This is a genomic window from Vibrio gazogenes (genome assembly GCF_023920225.1).
In the GTDB taxonomy this organism is placed as follows: Bacteria; Pseudomonadota; Gammaproteobacteria; order Enterobacterales; family Vibrionaceae; genus Vibrio; species Vibrio gazogenes.
Map to the genome: position 1 here is coordinate 107,958 of NZ_CP092588.1, position 16,014 is coordinate 123,971.

At 43.4% G+C, this 16,014-nt stretch carries 15 protein-coding genes; 12 read left to right on the top strand and 3 right to left on the bottom strand.

Translation table 11 applies throughout. From position 1 onward, the window contains the following. Positions 1-4: 4 nt before the first annotated feature. Positions 5-973 carry a DMT family transporter gene (locus MKS89_RS16110; RefSeq protein ID WP_205409181.1) on the top strand — a complete coding sequence of 323 codons (969 nt, stop codon included), beginning with the start codon at positions 5-7 and terminating at the stop codon, positions 971-973. Between the two features lie 278 nt (positions 974-1,251). Here MKS89_RS16110 and MKS89_RS16115 read toward each other — a convergent pair whose 3' ends face one another. Further along, positions 1,252-2,406, bottom strand: a complete 1,155-nt coding sequence (locus tag MKS89_RS16115) for a hypothetical protein (protein ID WP_072954304.1) — start codon at positions 2,404-2,406, stop codon at positions 1,252-1,254. 264 nt (positions 2,407-2,670) lie between these two features. On the opposite strand from MKS89_RS16115, the gene MKS89_RS20910 reads away from it, so the two are divergent. Then, the gene (locus MKS89_RS20910; protein ID WP_261859404.1) at positions 2,671-2,796 is read left to right on the top strand and encodes a hypothetical protein; all 126 of its coding nucleotides are present in this window, start codon (positions 2,671-2,673) and stop codon (positions 2,794-2,796) included. Positions 2,797-3,007: 211 nt separating this feature from the next. Here MKS89_RS20910 and MKS89_RS16120 read toward each other — a convergent pair whose 3' ends face one another. Beyond that, positions 3,008-4,489: an alkaline phosphatase family protein gene (locus MKS89_RS16120; RefSeq protein ID WP_072955062.1), complete on the bottom strand. Its 1,482-nt coding sequence runs from the start codon at positions 4,487-4,489 to the stop codon at positions 3,008-3,010. Positions 4,490-4,685: 196 nt separating this feature from the next. On the opposite strand from MKS89_RS16120, the gene MKS89_RS16125 reads away from it, so the two are divergent. From MKS89_RS16125 to MKS89_RS16170, 10 genes are all read left to right on the top strand, one after another. Further along, positions 4,686-5,207, top strand: a complete 522-nt coding sequence (locus tag MKS89_RS16125) for a DUF3299 domain-containing protein (protein WP_373636467.1) — start codon at positions 4,686-4,688, stop codon at positions 5,205-5,207. 173 nt (positions 5,208-5,380) lie between these two features. Further along, positions 5,381-5,962 carry a class I SAM-dependent DNA methyltransferase gene (locus MKS89_RS16130; protein WP_072954313.1) on the top strand — a complete coding sequence of 194 codons (582 nt, stop codon included), beginning with the start codon at positions 5,381-5,383 and terminating at the stop codon, positions 5,960-5,962. A 194-nt stretch (positions 5,963-6,156) separates the two neighbouring features. Then, entirely contained in the window at positions 6,157-6,762 is a 606-nt protein-coding gene (locus MKS89_RS16135) for a thermostable hemolysin (RefSeq protein ID WP_072955064.1), read from the top strand. A 10-nt stretch (positions 6,763-6,772) separates the two neighbouring features. Then, entirely contained in the window at positions 6,773-8,284 is a 1,512-nt protein-coding gene (locus MKS89_RS16140; protein WP_072954314.1) for an AMP-binding protein, read from the top strand. 28 nt (positions 8,285-8,312) lie between these two features. Next, a complete protein-coding gene (locus MKS89_RS16145) occupies positions 8,313-8,975 on the top strand; it encodes an iron-containing redox enzyme family protein (protein ID WP_072954315.1) in 663 nt (220 codons plus the stop codon). Between the two features lie 36 nt (positions 8,976-9,011). Then, positions 9,012-9,659: a tetratricopeptide repeat protein gene (locus MKS89_RS16150; protein ID WP_072954316.1), complete on the top strand. Its 648-nt coding sequence runs from the start codon at positions 9,012-9,014 to the stop codon at positions 9,657-9,659. Then, entirely contained in the window at positions 9,656-10,312 is a 657-nt protein-coding gene (locus MKS89_RS16155) for a response regulator (RefSeq protein ID WP_072954317.1), read from the top strand. The genes MKS89_RS16150 and MKS89_RS16155 overlap by 4 nt, the downstream gene beginning before the upstream one ends. Beyond that, positions 10,302-11,723 (top strand): sensor histidine kinase, encoded by a 1,422-nt coding sequence (locus MKS89_RS16160; protein ID WP_072954318.1) that lies wholly within the window; start codon positions 10,302-10,304, stop codon positions 11,721-11,723. Before MKS89_RS16155 ends, MKS89_RS16160 begins: the two co-directional genes overlap by 11 nt. A 76-nt stretch (positions 11,724-11,799) precedes the next feature. Next, positions 11,800-12,612 carry an SDR family oxidoreductase gene (locus MKS89_RS16165; protein ID WP_072954319.1) on the top strand — a complete coding sequence of 271 codons (813 nt, stop codon included), beginning with the start codon at positions 11,800-11,802 and terminating at the stop codon, positions 12,610-12,612. 258 nt (positions 12,613-12,870) lie between these two features. Beyond that, complete coding sequence (locus tag MKS89_RS16170) at positions 12,871-13,476, top strand: hypothetical protein (RefSeq protein WP_072954321.1); 606 nt, start codon at positions 12,871-12,873, stop codon at positions 13,474-13,476. Between the two features lie 508 nt (positions 13,477-13,984). On the opposite strand, the gene MKS89_RS16175 is transcribed toward MKS89_RS16170, so the two are convergent. Beyond that, positions 13,985-15,511, bottom strand: coding sequence for an AMP-binding protein (locus tag MKS89_RS16175; RefSeq protein WP_072954322.1), 1,527 nt, complete (start codon positions 15,509-15,511; stop codon positions 13,985-13,987). Positions 15,512-16,014 lie beyond the last annotated feature (503 nt).

The following is a 16,014-nucleotide window of genomic DNA, read 5'->3' on the forward strand; positions in this document are numbered from 1 at the left end:
AGTGGTGAACATATCACGTAACTTTATATATGGGCTGTTATTGAGTTGTACAACCATGATTGCGTGGGGAATGATTGCGATAGCATTAAAATTATCGAATGATTTTGCAGATCCGGTAACACTCACATGGCTGCGTTTTTCAGTGGCTGGTATCATCGTTTGGTTATGGCAAAAACGGAATAATCGTTTAGTTCAATATCGGCAATTAAAACGTCCAGAATGGCTGCGTTTGGGGCTGGCCGGGGTGTTATTAATGATTAATTACACCTGTTATGCATGGAGTCTGGCTTATCTGACTCCGGGCTCATCTCAATTAAGTATGCAAATGGCACCGCTGTTTTTGGCGGTTGGAGGCGCGGTTTTCTTTAAAGAATACATTTCATGGCGGCAGTGGGGATGTTTCGCTTTGCTGTTTGCGGGGCTGTTGATCTTTTTCCATCCGGTTTTGCGAAGTGGTCGAGGGACTGAAACCGTCATTTTGCTGACTGGTTTGAGCATTATTTTCGTGTCTGCGCTGGCATGGAGCCTTTATGCGCTGGTTCAAAAATCTCTCTTTAAACACCTTGATTCATCCAATATATTGTTGGGAATTTATCTCATGGCTATGGTTGTCATGTTGCCTCTGACATCCCCAGCAGATTTGCTGAAAATGTCGTTGGAAGAGTGGTTGATTGCCCTGTTTTGTTGCCTGAATACGGTCGTAGCTTATGGGGCGTTTGCCAAGTCGCTGACATATTGGAAGACGGTACAAGTGAGTTCTGTGATTGCAGTGACTCCGGTCATGGCTTTTTTACTGACAGAGTTATGTGTTGCCATGGGATGGTGGACAGACGTGATAGAGCCAGCACAAGCTGACTGGTTGAGTTTATGTGGGATGGGGTTGGTCGTTTTTGCGGCGATTAGCGTTCAATTGGTGAATGTTAAACGTCGTGAACGGGTAACGAGTGAAGTGACAGAGCCATCGACGGCTTAATTACGAGGACAGGCACTTTAGTTTGCTGATTTGAAGTGTGTATTCGTATGAAATAAAGTGCGTGCCCACATAAAATAAAAAACCATGCTGTAGATTTTATATCCGGCATGGTTTTTTGGTTCTTAAGACAGGCACTTTCATTAAACATCTGGTGGCTGTATTGAGATAGTGAGAATAATGATTGTTTGCAAAATTTTTATTATCGCATCTTGCAAAATGGGCTTTAATAAACATATATCTTTCTATAAAACCCATTAATTTTGATAAAAATGACTAGGTTACTTTGTTTGCGTTTTAATAATAGCTTGAGATAGTCCATTTAGATAAGAGGTGAGTACCAAATCGATTGATAAAATATTTTTGTACCAGCCATTCCAGATTAAAAAGCAAGTGATTAACGTTTTTAAATCTTGTTCTAAAGTCTTGCTTTCATCTTTTAGTATATCTAAACCATAGAGAGCGAAATCCTGTCTGATATCGTCTTCTTTTAAATTTTCCACAAACGTTGTCAGGTCGGATTTCAATTTTTCTTGAGTGATGGCAGGAATGTCTAAACTCACCCCTTTCATTTTTATAAAATAGAAAGCGGTACAGGTTTGTAGGTTCTTTGTTTGTTTTTCTAGCCAATCTTCACTGTTTTTGAATGTGCTGCCATCCCACTCATCTAGTCCAATCGATTCACCGAAACGTAAATAAATGGATGATTTTAATTGCTCTCGCTCTCCTGGTTGAGTGCCATTACCGTAAAAATCTTCAAATATTTCGGAGACGTCTTTTCCATTATATTTATTACTGCTGGCATTACCTGCCATAATCATCCCATCGACATTGGCTAAATTTTTATAATAAGCACCAAATTGATCAATGATGTTTTGTTTTTTCTCATGTTGTTTGTTTTTTGGGAGAAGATGATCCGTTATTTTATGTTGTAGTAAAAATTCCCCTGTGATTTCTGATAAGTCACCAAGCCATCCTGATGCCATCAATCGGTCTTCAACAACAGGGACAATATCTTTTATCTTATCCCAGATTTTTGGGCTTTCAATAATGCTTTCTGGTACTGGTGTGAGTGGGCCGTTATGGTTGTTAGCGTCTAAAATGGCAAAGATATGTGCGACATCGTATAGATTATTATTTGACAGCACCGTCTCATGGCTATGTTGCATTTTTTGAGTGTAATTACTGGCAGGGAAAGGCGTGATGTTTGCTGTTTCGGGGATTAGAATTTTATTCCAACCAAATGAATTATAATAAATTTTTCGAAATTTAGTTAACATCAGGTTTGTGTCATTTTCTAAAGATGAATTGTCTGCTTCTACCGACTTCATAAAGCCGATATATTCTGACATTTTATAGGTGTCATTTTCTGGCTCATCATTATGGACAGACTCTCCGAAATTAAAATTAAAAAGTTCGACGTCTTGCGTTTGCATTTGATTACTCCTGTCAAATCGATAGCTTAATACGATGCCTATTGTGTTTAGCTTCTATTCAAATAGGGTATTATCTTGTTGCTTGATGAAAACTTGAAAGCAGCTATTCTACTAATTGTTATGTTTTTTTTGATATAATGTAAAGATATTTCCTTATTCAGTTGGGGAGATTTTTTACTAAATGCTAAGTGTGGTAGGTATTCGACAAATAGGCTTGAGCAGTATAGCGCTTACCTTGCCGACAGGCGTTGGGTTGAGTGACAGATGCGAGTGGAGGAAATCGGTCATATGGGGCCTCATCAGTCTGAAATTGTGATGCGATTATCTCTTGGACAGAAAGAGAGCGTTGTCTCTGGATTGGGACAAAAGCGCAATAATAATGTCCGGTAAAACGTCAATTATATTTGGTAAAACGAACAATCCACGTCATATCAGAGTTTCTGTCTTTTACTTCTATTTGGAACAAGTCACCTCAATAAAAAACCACGCTGAAAGATATTGATTCCCTCAGCATGGTTTTTCGTTGTAATTGATTGTCGCTTTCGCCTTTATTTCATTATCACATCATCCATACGGATACGATATGACAATCACAATCCGATTACTTGGTTAAACTCAAAGCTTCATTCATCACATGGAAGATATAGTTTTGTTCTACAGCACCCTGAAAAAGATAAGCTTCAGGACCGCGGGCGAAAATAGCAACATCTTCACCTGAGTGGGTTTCAGAGGACAGTCCCACCAGCGCTTGCTGTCTATAGTCTAGATCTAATACTTCTTTTTCTGTGGGGTTAGAACGAGCTCCTTTGACAGCACCTGGTCCATTTCCGTATGACAGTGTTGTGTAACGTTTACCATAATCATCGACGTTGTACTGACCATTTCTCTTTGACAGACCGAGAATTGGGTTGCCGCGATCGGCATAACCATTTGAAATCAAAGTGTGTGCATGGTCTGCGGTCACAATGATGAGTGTATCTTCAGGGTTGGTTTTGTCTAATGCCGCTTTGATTGCATCGTCATAAGCAACGGTATCAATCAGGGCCCGGGCTGCATTGCCAGCGTGATGGGCGTGATCGATACGTCCGGCTTCAACCATTAGTAGATAGCCTTCTTTATTTTTGGACAAAATATCAATCGCTTTCGCGGTCATTTCTGCAACGGATGGTTCACCGTCTCTACGGTCAGCTTCATACTTCATATGGCTGCTTTCAAACAGGCCAAAGGCTTGTTTGGTATGACCATTTAGCGCATCAAACCCTGTTTTGTCATAAACGTACTTGGCATCTGGGTGTTTTACCTGCCATTCTGAAATCAGGTTACGGCCATCTTTGCGCTTACCTTTCTTACCTTCTGGATCAACTGTTGTGGCTGGTAAGAACTCACGACGTCCACCACCAAAAACAACATCCATACCTTTACCACCATTGAAATTGATCAACTGTTGCGCGATATCAATACAACCTTGGTTTTTAGCAATGTTTGGGAGTTTCGTATCATTTTCCCAGTTACGATCAGCTGAATGAGCGTAAGTGGTTGCAGGTGTTGCATGGGTAATGCGTGCCGTTGAAACCACACCAACGGACAGTCCTTTTTCTGCTGCCATTTCCCAAGCCGTTTTGGCTTCGTGGCCGATTTGGGTATTACAAAAGCCTCTTTGAACGTTGTCATCAACGCTGATAATGCCTTGCTTGGTTTTTACCCCAGTGACCATTGCACTTGCGGTACCTGCTGAATCAGGGGTTTGGGCATCAGTATTGTAAGTTTTAGACAGGGCAACGTAAGGCAACTGTTCCATTGCGAGCTGATACTCTTCGCCTTGCATACCGCGACGTTGTCCCTCATAAATTCGAGCTGCGGTGATCGTACCGACACTCATGCCGTCGCCAATAAATAAGATGACATTTTTAGCCGGTTTAGCGATGGGCTTATTCGCCTTTGCTTTAGCAATTTGTTGCTGAGCCTGGACAAACCAAGCATCGTTTTTTTGCGGTGTATTCATTTGAGACGTTTGACCGGTTGAAGTACAACCGACCAGTGACGCCATCAGTCCACTGGCTAATAAAAGATGGTTATTTTTCACAAAAATTCTCCGTGTTTTTTTTATAATATCCACTGATACCACATTGAGATCCGTTCTCTTATTAATACGGAAAAACATGAATAATTTGTGAATAAATCATTAAGATTTTGTGTGACTATATTATTTATCGATTGATTCAGTATATTGAAGAGCAAGAAAAATCAGTCCTTAAAATACAGTTTTGGATGAATCTATGATTGAAAGAAATACGGTTTGGTTTTTATTTGTCTTGATGGGGTTAGGTTTATTGTCTGATAGTGTCAGTGCGCAGGCTCGGCAACAGTCAGTTATGACATTATCATGGGAAGACTTGATTCCCGAGGGGGAACAGCATCCTGATCCTCCCGTCCGCGCGACACCCATTGACCATGATAATGATACCCCGCCACAGTTGAAGATTGGTGGTGTTCGGCACGACTTGGATGGAAAAATAGTGAGAATCCCGGGATTTGTCATTCCACTGGAGGGAGACGATAAAACAGTGACCGAGTTTCTGTTGGTACCATTTCTTGGTGCATGTATTCATGTGCCGCCACCGCCTCCGAATCAGATTATTTATGTCAAATTTGAGCATGGGGCGCCGATCCGGCAGTTATGGGACATTGTTTATGTTGTCGGTCAGCTCAAAACAGAAACAATGAATCTGGACTTGGGAGAAACGGGTTATGTGTTGTATGGGCAAGATCTAGACGACTATGAGTCAGACGATCGTGGATAATTAAGAGGACAGACACTGCAGCGATCTGCTGGTCTAATGACCAATTTTCTACTTTGACGATAGCGAGTTGGGACGTAGGTGACAAATCTGTATGGTGATGAATAGGTAACGCTATGAAGCGAAGGTTGTTTTGGTTATCCTAAGCCCTGAATCGGAGTTGGATGGAGGTCACGATGGCGAAGGATTGGGATGAACTCGCTATGGCTTGGGAATCTGATCAGGTCAATAGAGAGCTGACAGAAAAAGTATTTGCTGAATTAACGAAGAATATTCATTTGGAAGGCAAACACATTCTGGATTTCGGATGTGGAACTGGCTTGTTAAGTGAGTTGATGTCGCCACAAGCTCGCTCGGTTGTTGCATTGGATTCATCAGAGGCCATGATTGAAGAGCTCGATAAAAAAGAACTGACAAATGTTGAGCCTGTTGTTGACGCTTTGACGAGAGGACTCGTTGCTCAGCATCCAGCTTTTCGTAAACAGTTTGATTTGGTGGTTGCCGTCTCTGTATGTGAATTTTTACCTCATTTGGCAGAATCTTTAGAGATTATTTATTCGCTGCTCAATCAAGGGAGTACATTTATTCACTGGGACTGGATCATCGATGATGAGGACCGAACATCTGGTTTAGGTATGGTTGAAATGCAGGATGAGTTGATTCAGGCGGGTTTTGCTCAGGTGAACGTCGCTCAGGTCTTCAAAGTTAAAACTGCGCAGGGAGTCATGTCTGTCATGATGGGGGTTGCGGTTAAATAATTTATTTACACTCTCAATTTGTTGTTACAACTCGACACATTTCAATTGTCATTTTAATTTCAATATTAGTTTTAGAAAACAGCGCCATTGATGCGCTGTTTTTTTTATGTCGTCTTTGGCTTCAATTTTCTCTCTTAAGCTTTTCTTAAGTATTTCCTCTTATGCTGATTTCAGGTCTTCAAGAGGGTTGAATGATGCAAGCAGCTCTACGCAATTCTTCAATGAAATTAGAGATGATTAGTGAGACGCATCCAATGCGTCATCAGGTTGAACAGTATATAGCCGAAAGATATTCATATGCATTTGATGCCAATATTGAGCAATTCATGCCACTGTTTCTAGCGTTGTTACAGGGAGATGAGATTCAGTCAATTTGTGGTTATCGAGCTGCCTCTGAAGCTCCGTTATTTCTGGAGCAATATCTGGACTTGTCAGCTGAAAAAGCAGTTTCTGAGGCTTTTGCCCAGCCCATCGAGCGTACGACGCTGATTGAATTCGGACAACTGGCTTCGTTTTCCAAAGGGATATCACCATTTCATTTTTATCTGATTGCACAACGCTTGGTTGAGATGGGATATCAATGGTGTATTTGTACAGTCACTGATCCGCTGTATGCACTGATGAAGCGCTTAGGACTTAACCCTATCGTGATTGCTCAAGCGGATGCTCAAAGAGTTAGTAATGCTGCTCAGTGGGGACGTTACTATCAGCTTCGTCCCCGAATTGTCGCCGGTGATCTTCAACAAAGTCTGGCCCATTTGAAGCGTTATTGGTTGACCAAAGGTATTTGTATAGAGTGAGGCATTATTCATGAGTGGAACCATCTTATCTGCATTATTTTCCCATGCGAGTCAGTGTCCGGATGCCATTGCATTTATCGGTCAGAATTCGCTTGGTGAACCGGAAACACTGACGTTTCAGCAATTGTCTGAGCAAGTCTGTCATTATGCTGGTGTATTCAGCGAATTACAGTCACATTGCATCGCTATCTATGCAGAGAACAGTTTGTCCTGGCTGATTGCCGATTTAGCTGCAATGTATGCACAGATTCCTTGTGTGCCGCTGCCTAAATTCTTTAGTTCTGCCCAGATTGAACACGTCCTTTCTCTTACGGGGACAGACACGCTTATTTATGATCAGCCTTTGCAAGGATTTGAGTCTTGCGGTGAGCTGCAAGAGTGCGCCATTGGGCGGCGATCAGAATTCAACCATGCGTTTGGACATTCTCATTGTGTCCATGGGGGAATTCTTCCGGGGACAGTCAAAATTACGTTTACCTCTGGTTCTACCGGGCAGCCTAAGGGTGTGTGTTTGAGCCAGCAGAACCTCGATCAGGTGACTTCGAGCTTGGCGCAGGAGATGGTCAAACAAAGTGATTTAGAGAAACATTTGGTGATGTTGCCATTATCCACATTGCTGGAAAATATCACTGGCGTGTATGTCCCCTTAGTGCTTGGTTTGACATCGGTGGTATTGAATGGCGAATCTGTCGGGCTGCAGGGTTCTAGCCAGTTTACTCCGGAGCAATTTGCAGGTGCATTAATAAAATACCAGCCCAACTCGCTGGTACTAACACCGGCGCTATTACACGCGTTGATCGCTGTGACCCGTCATCTTCCCCAACTTGCTGCATCGCTTCGGTTTGTCGCTGTCGGTGGTGCCAGAGTTACACCACAAACATTGGTTGAAGCCCATCGTTTAGGGTTGCCAGTGTATGAAGGATACGGGTTATCTGAATGTGGTTCGGTGGTTAGTCTGAATACACCTGATGCCAATAGCCCCGGCACCGCAGGAAAAATTTTGCCCCATGCTGAAGTACGGATTACAGATGATGGTGAGATTCTCGTCAGAGGTGCTGTTGCACTTGGGTATATTAATCAGCCTTTGGCTTCAGAATGGGTTGAGACCGGTGATCTGGGCCATGTTAATGAGCAGGGCTTTTTATCGGTTCAGGGGAGAAAGAAAAATCAGATTATTACTGGATTTGGCCGCAATATTTCTCCCGAATGGATTGAGTCGGAAAGTCAACAATGGGATGTCCTGCGAAGTCTAATTGTTGTCGGTGAAGCCAAGGACCGACTCATGGGAGTTGTTTTGTCTCAGGATGTGGAAAAAGTGACGGCTGCAATTGTCGCGTTGAATCGTCAGTTGCCGGATTATGCACATGTTTGTCAGGTGCTATTGGTTTTATCACCGCAAGAATACCGAGCATTACTGACGGCAAATGGACGCCCTAAACGGCATCTGGTTGAAGAACAGGTTAACTTGTGGTGCAACGATATTGCGTCTTTTGAGAACGTGATAAAGCGAATTGATCTTTAGTTTTAACATTGAATGTGGAGTAGAACCGATGAGTGATTTTTTTAATCAGCTACAACAAGCAACCCAGCCTGCCCGTGAGGCGATGTTATCTGCACCGATTATCGCTGCATGTCATCAGGGCGACATTAATTTGGCTCAGTATCAGGCATTTCTGACACAGGCATACCATCATGTGAAACATACAGTGCCATTGCTCATGGCATGTGGTGCTCGTCTCGGCGAAGAAAAAGAATGGTTGCGGACTGCGATTGCCGAATATATTGAAGAGGAAATCGGTCACCATGAGTGGATTTTAAATGATATTCGCGCTTGTGGTGGTTCTGACGATGATGTGCGTCATAATCAGAATGACGGTGCCGTTTGTTCAGCGATTGAATTGATGGTCGCTTATTTATATCACCAGATTGACCGAGGTCATCCGCTGGCTTTATTTGGTATGGTTTGGGTCTTGGAAGGGACAAGTGTTGGCATCGGTGGGCAGGTCGCTCAACAAGTTAAGCAGACCCTCAATTTACAGGACGATGCATTGACTTATCTGACTTCTCATAGTGAACTTGATCAAGAGCATATTCAGTTTTTTGCTCGCCTGATGGATCAGATCACCGATCCGGATGAGCAGCAAGTGATCATCCGTTCTGCCAATATGGTATTTCAGCTGTACGGACAAATGTTACAGACGCTAACCCAATAAAAACGGCGGCCAATTGTCGTCAAGGAGCAACAGGTTATGAGAGCGAGTATAAGAAACCGGATAATGACTGCATGCTGTCTTTTGATCGGGTCATCATCCGTATGGGCAAGTGGTGCTGACCCACTGGTCACGATTCAGAAAAAGTGGGCCGAATGTCAGTATCAATCGAAGGATGAGGATCAGCAAATTTATTGTCTGGAGAATCTGGTTAAATTGAGTGAAAGCTCGCTGCAACATGCCCCGGATCGGAATGATTTGAAAATCTGGCTGGCAATTAGTAAAAGTTCACTGGCGGGAGCAGACGGTGGACTGGGTGGGCTCTCTTTGGCAAAACAAGCCAAAGCCTTGCTGGAAGACGTGGTGAAAACAGCACCGGAGACGTTAGACGGATCAGCATATGTCACATTAGGGACACTGTACTATAAAGTACCGGGATGGCCCGTTGGGTTTGGTGATGATGATAAGGCTGAAGAGATGCTCAAAAAAGCTTTAAAATATAATCCCAATGGGATGGACCCCAATTATTTTTATGGTGATTTTCTGGCGGAAGATGGACGCAAAGCTAAAGCGATTGAATATCTGAAACGTGCGGAGGTGGCTCCGCCAAGAGCAACGAGACCGCTTGCTGATCAGGGACGAATGGCCGAAGTTCATCAACGTTTGAAAGAGTTAGGTGCTCAATGAGACTATTGCTCGTCGAAGATGATGTGTTATTGGGACAGTCGATGGTGACGGCATTGAACCGTCAGGGTTACACGGTTGACTGGCTTGAACGAGGTTCCGGTGTTGTGACTGCTCTGAAAACAGAGCAGTTTACTGCGATTATTCTTGATCTCATGCTGCCTGATATCGGTGGATTCGAGGTTCTGAAAGCGGTGCGGCGTGCGGGATATTCGCTACCAATTATGATTTTAACCGCGCGTGATGAAATTCAAGATCGCGTGAAAGGATTAGATGGCGGGGCTGATGATTATCTGGTGAAGCCATTTGCATTAGAAGAATTACTGGCCCGGTTACGCGTGATGATTCGGCGACTCTCCGGCGCAACCGATAGTCAGGTGGAAATCGGTGATTTAGTGTTGTCTCTGGACAGACAAGTTGTGCTGTACCAAGGACAGGCACTGAAGTTGACCAACAATGAATTTAAGCTGTTGGCATCGCTGATGAATCAGGCCGGACGGGTGATGAGTAAAGAGCAACTTCAGCAGTCGTTACATGGTTGGGATGAAGGCAGCAGTGATAATGCGATTGAAGTGCATATCCATAATTTGCGGAAGAAAGTCCCGGGGAATGTGATAAAAAATATTCGTGGTGTAGGATATATCATTGAAAAATAGTAAAAAAATGTATTCTATAAAAAAGCGTATTACGTTGTCGATGATTGCGCTTTCCTCGGTGTTTATTCTTATTTCCTTGTTTTTCAGCTATAGCTCATCACATCATGAAATTTTGGAAGTCTATGATGCGCGTTTGGGACAGACGGCCAAACTCTTTTTATTAAGCCTACCGGATTCCGGCACGCTACAGGTGAGTTCTGAAAATGTCAGGCAGTTAGATAGCTGGATGCAAAATATCCGAAATGCGCATAGTGAGGACGCAACCGCTTATGGGCATCCCTATGAACAGAAATTGCTGATTCAGTTGTATCGGGATGGCAAAGTCGTTTGGGGCTCGCATCTGCGCAATCATGTGATCGTGCATGATCCGACTTATTCCGGGTTTGGCTATGTTGATATAGCCGGCAAGCAATGGCGGTATTTTCAACTTCCCTTACAGCGATACAATTCTCAGCATTCTGAATATATTATTGTTGCGGAGCAGCAAGCGGTCCGTAATGAGATGATTACCGAACTGGCCTTTTCCACACTGGTGCCACAATTGGTGCTGATCCCATGCTTAGCGCTGGTATTGTACTTTTTGATTGATCGCCATTTTGCACCGATTACCGAATTGCAACAGGCCATTTCCCGGCGGAGTGTGAGTAAGCTCGACTCCGTGACTGTCGGGCTTGATACGACAGAGTTGTCATCGTTAGTGACAACCTTAAATCGATTACTCGCTGAACTGGATAGTGCGTGGAAACGAGAAAGACGTTTTACCGGTATGGCCGCTCACGAGTTAAAAACACCGTTAGCTGTATTGCGACTGAATGCTGAAAATGCCTTAAACAGTGAGCGTGAAGATGAGTTACATGCCGACTTACACAATATTTTGCGAGGCATTGAACGTTCAGATCGTCTGATTCAACAGTTACTCACTTTGGCCCGGGTTGAAAACATCCACAGTATGGAGCGGGTCGAGATCAATTTGAAACGCTTAGTTCAATATGTCATGGGAGAACTGGCACCGTTGGCGTTGCGAAATAAACAGGAGATGTCACTGAGCGGCGATGACTGTCTGATCCCCGGAGATGAATCATTACTGGGAATTCTACTGAGTAACCTCATTGATAATGCAATTCGCTATGCTGGTGAAGGGCAACAGATCATGGTGACTCTGAAAGATTTGCCGGATAGGGTGCAGGTTTATGTCGCCGATACCGGTAACGATCTTACCGCGGAAGCGCGTGAAAAATTGTTTGAAAGTTTTTATCGTTCAAATCGGGAAAGAGGTGATGGCGCAGGGTTGGGGCTTGCGATTACAAGAGATATCGTCAAGCTGCACCATGGAACCGTTGAACTGCTGCCCCGAGAGAATCAGACCAATACTTTTTTGGTGACATTCATGAAAAATCAGCATGAGCTCTAGCCTTCTTTTTGTTGCAAGTAAAAATTGTTGAAAGCAAAAAAATGAGCAAGAGACGGAATCATATAAGGAACATTGTATGGATTTGAAGCGTAAACGTGTGTTGTTGACGGGTGCTTCAGGCGGTATTGGTCAGGCGATGGCGATTGAGCTGGCATCTGCGGGTGCGCATCTGTTTTTAGTCGGACGGCACCATGAGAAGTTAGAAGCTGTCAGAGCCACTCTGCCTGAGCCGGAAAAACATGTGATTTTTCCGGCTGATCTGACCTGCGAGGCCGATCTGGAACGACTCAATCATACAGGCAATCAGCTCAATCAGTCTGGTGAGGGAATCGACATCGTAATCAATAACGCGGGTGTGAATGAATTTAACCTGCTTGCCAATCGCACCATTGCGTCCGTACAGCAGGAGCTGAATGTGAATCTGTTAGCACCGATGTTAGTGAGTAAAATGGCGCTGAATTGGTTGAATCGCCCGGGTATTATTTTGAATATCGGTTCGGCATTCGGGGGTATCGGTTATCCGGGTTATTCCGTTTACTGTAGTGCTAAAGCGGGAATGTACCGTTTTAGTGAAGCGCTGGATCGCGAATTGGATGGTTCTGGGATTCGGGTACTGTATGTCGCGCCCCGGGCAACGGATACTGATTTAAATTCATCACTGGTCAAACAGATGAATCAGGAGCTCGGGAACCGCAGTGATTCACCTCAGGCAGTCGCAAAACTGGTCATCAAGTCTTTAAAATATGAAACAGCCTCTCGTTGGATTGGTTGGCCGGAGAAGCTGTTTGTTCGAGTAAACCAGATTTTCCCTGCCGTTGTCGCTCAGTCGATCCGTCGCCAACAAGCGAGAATCCATCATTTCATTCGTCTCATTCATTCAGAAAAATAATAAATGCTTAAATGAATTGGCGTGAGTCGTACACATTGTTATAACTATTTGTTATCTGGTGGAATTTTTAACGCGATATAGCGGTCGCGTTCATTGTACTCAGTGATATTTTTTGCGAAATAATTGCTCGCCAAGAACGATAGACATTCCATTATTTACAATAACTAATTATTATTTATATCAATTTTGTGAGAGTCTCTCAGACTCTCCCTTTTTTATGGATGAACAAGTTATGGATGAACAAGGAGTCCAATGCGAATGGGCGAACTGATACTACTAGGCGTGTCTGGCTCCCTGATTGGTATAACCATTTTTTATCTGCTCAGCTCATTGCTAGTCAAGCAGTGGGTTCGTCTTGATATTTACCAGCTATTCCTATTCATGGCCGCTACTTTTCTCACTGCGATTGTTGGGGAAGTGGTTCTTGGTAAACTGTATTATCTGGTTATGGGTAAACCGCTCTGGCAATACCATGTCTGGCCCATTCACGATGGTTACACCTCAGCACTGAACTTCATTACTTGGCCGGTATATGGCTTTTACCAATACTGCTTGCACTATGTGCTGACAGCCAAAAAACGGCAATTGCGCGCTTACTGGTTGGTCGGTTTAGCGTCCGGCCTAGATGGACCGATACTGGAAATTCTCGCCAATGGCTTTTTCTTACTGTTTTATCAGACCTTCTATTTTTACTATTTACCTAATGACATGAGACACTACACTTCGATTCAAGTGGTGCCTTTATACATGATTGGGGGCATGATTCTTACGTTGATACTGAAGCAGCTACGCGAACGTCCCCCGAGTTGGCTATACCCGATTGTATTTTACGCTGCTGGTGTCGCTTTTATTGTCACTGGCTAATCAGTAAAAATTAAAAGGGGTAAAATTAAAATCACCTGGATAACTGAAAATAGCACTTTACGTGGTTTCGATATTTTGGCCGTTGGCGTCAATCATACGGAAGATGGCATTGAAACATAAATTTGCTATATATCGGTGCCGTGCTGATGCTTCGTCGCCAAGCACGCGAAAATCTATCATGTTATGCGCCTTATTTATTCATGAAAATGATGAAAAAACACAATAAATTCTTTAATGAATGAATTGGCGTGAATTGCACACAATGTCACAACTGTTTTTTGTTTGGTGGAGTTTTTTTGACGAAGTTCACATATTTTTTGTAAGAAGTCACGTTTAATGACCCAACTGCTTGATAAAGATTAAAGCTGATAACGTCAGTTGCAAGTATCAGTAATAAGCGCGGTGACTAACAACGCTGGCTGAAACGAAAAAAATATAATAAAGCATCAATAAGGGCCTGTCTCAGACAGGCCCTTATTCATTTTGTCGCAGAAGGAATAATCGTCGATTATTTGCTGTGTTCTGGTTGTGACCACATGCCTTGATTTTGATGCCAGTAGGCTCGGTAATAATCTTCGCCCGAATCATGCCAAAAACCGAGCGGTTGATTAGGAAAACTGTTCGTGCATTTTAGACTTTGTTCCTCAATCAGGACATGACATCCTAATGCGGGCGTCATGCTGTACTGCTTGTCCACATGAGCCATTGGGTGGCCGATCAAAAAAGAACCTGCAATATCTTCTTCTTGAGATGCAGGGATCACACATATATCGGTTTGAATATAGGAATAGATGTATTCGAACAGGTGCGGGTAGCGAATAGCACCGCTGACGATCAGTGTTTGTAAAGACTTCATGTCATAGAAGTGCCCTGGAGAAAATGCTTGTTCCCGTACATGATCCAGATAGGTGGAAGCAATATGGATGATGTTACTTTGTGATTCTTCTGCCAGAGACCATAGTGCATTCGTGTTGGGGAAGAAAGGAGCACCATCGTAAAATACGAGGGTTGCACCACTGGCCAGTGCTGACGTATGCCAGAGCAAAGTAGTGCTACTGCATGAGCAATGACTGAGTAGGCGAGTTCCTGGCTGAATATTACAATGGAGTTGATGCTCTTTTAAATGATTGAGAACGATCCCTCCAACACGATGGACGATTCGCTCGTTCTTGCCTGAAGGTTGCTGGTGGTGATGGATGAAGAGCGGATCATTAAAGCCGATCCGTTCATAGTTGATCCCTCTGGGCAGATAACTGGCCAGAATCGCCTGCCAGTCTGAAAATGTATCGACATAGTTGGATGAAAACTGCGGGGTTTGCAGGTATTCGATCTGACATGTATTGATCAAACTTGTCAGGTGGTTATTTAGCTTCCGATTATTCTCTTCGGTGTTGATGGTTGTTCCGGCTCGATTATACCCATTGCTACAGAATAATATTTTGGGTTGCAGCGGCTGAAAACACGCCATTGCGGTTTGAATATCAGTATCCTCAGGGGCGAGGGAAGACCAGATAGCACCCAGACTGGTGACTGCCAGCAAAGCCACAATCGTTTCAGGGATATGGGGGAGATAACCAACGACAACATCACCCCGCTCGACACCGTTTTGGGTCAGCCATTGCTGGACGAGTGAAACTTGATCACACAGTTGTTGCCAAGTCAGCGTTTTTGTCTGACCGTTTTCATTTTTAAACCAGAGTGCAATCGCATCAGGTTCCTGAAATGCATAGGAGAGTAAATTTTCAGCATAATTGAGCTGTGCCTGAGGAAACCAGATCGTGTCTCGGGCCGCGATGAATTTTTCCCATTTGGCAATTGCTTCGCCGAAGACGCAATCTCCCCGAAATCCGATGACGTCACAGTATTGCCATATTTCCAGCCAGAATTGTTTACTGTGAGTCACCGACCACTGATGCAGTTGCTCATAACCTTCAAGCGCTTCGCCTTGCATGTTGATGTGCTCAATAAATTGGTAAAGGTTTGATGAACGAATTGATTCAGGACTCGGTGTCCATAATTGAGCATCATTTGCCATAGTTATATCTCGTTGTTGGATACAGAAAAGATAAGTTAATTGGCGGTACTTACCATACTGATTGCTGGATTAACGAAATCATTCTGATGAGTACGTTCGTATCCAGAGACATCATCTGAGGATACATATCTAAAGTCTTGTAAGATTTGGTGAAAACGTCAAATAAGAAAGTGTTATCAGGGGGATGAATCACGAATAAAGTGAGGTGTCTGACAAAATTCAGATAAAAAAATAGCCAGCCACAATATTGTGTGACTGGCCGTAATTTATTGTGAACAAATATTCATTCACTAACAACGTCAGTTGGCTAGGTGACCCTCGGCTTAAGAAGGGTCACGTAGAATAAAGCATGAAGCGTGCCAATTACAAAATACCGTTATTTTGTGCGTTTTGTAGGCAAATTAAGTCATATGAGCTCTATTCTTTGCATATTGAAAATGCAAAATGCGAAATGTGAACAAAATGCTAGTGATACCATTGTCATATTAGTGTCAGAGAAACGT

Coding starts and splice junctions, on each gene's coding strand:
- MKS89_RS16140 (WP_072954314.1), top strand. CDS start 6,773: ATGAGTGGAACCATCTTATCTGCATTATTTTCCCATGCGAGTCAGTGT.
- MKS89_RS16170 (WP_072954321.1), top strand. CDS start 12,871: ATGGGCGAACTGATACTACTAGGCGTGTCTGGCTCCCTGATTGGTATA.
- MKS89_RS16165 (WP_072954319.1), top strand. CDS start 11,800: ATGGATTTGAAGCGTAAACGTGTGTTGTTGACGGGTGCTTCAGGCGGT.
- MKS89_RS16150 (WP_072954316.1), top strand. CDS start 9,012: ATGAGAGCGAGTATAAGAAACCGGATAATGACTGCATGCTGTCTTTTG.
- MKS89_RS16155 (WP_072954317.1), top strand. CDS start 9,656: ATGAGACTATTGCTCGTCGAAGATGATGTGTTATTGGGACAGTCGATG.
- MKS89_RS16145 (WP_072954315.1), top strand. CDS start 8,313: ATGAGTGATTTTTTTAATCAGCTACAACAAGCAACCCAGCCTGCCCGT.
- MKS89_RS16130 (WP_072954313.1), top strand. CDS start 5,381: ATGGCGAAGGATTGGGATGAACTCGCTATGGCTTGGGAATCTGATCAG.
- MKS89_RS20910 (WP_261859404.1), top strand. CDS start 2,671: ATGCGAGTGGAGGAAATCGGTCATATGGGGCCTCATCAGTCTGAAATT.
- MKS89_RS16175 (WP_072954322.1), bottom strand. CDS start 15,511: ATGGCAAATGATGCTCAATTATGGACACCGAGTCCTGAATCAATTCGT.
- MKS89_RS16115 (WP_072954304.1), bottom strand. CDS start 2,406: ATGCAAACGCAAGACGTCGAACTTTTTAATTTTAATTTCGGAGAGTCT.
- MKS89_RS16135 (WP_072955064.1), top strand. CDS start 6,157: ATGCAAGCAGCTCTACGCAATTCTTCAATGAAATTAGAGATGATTAGT.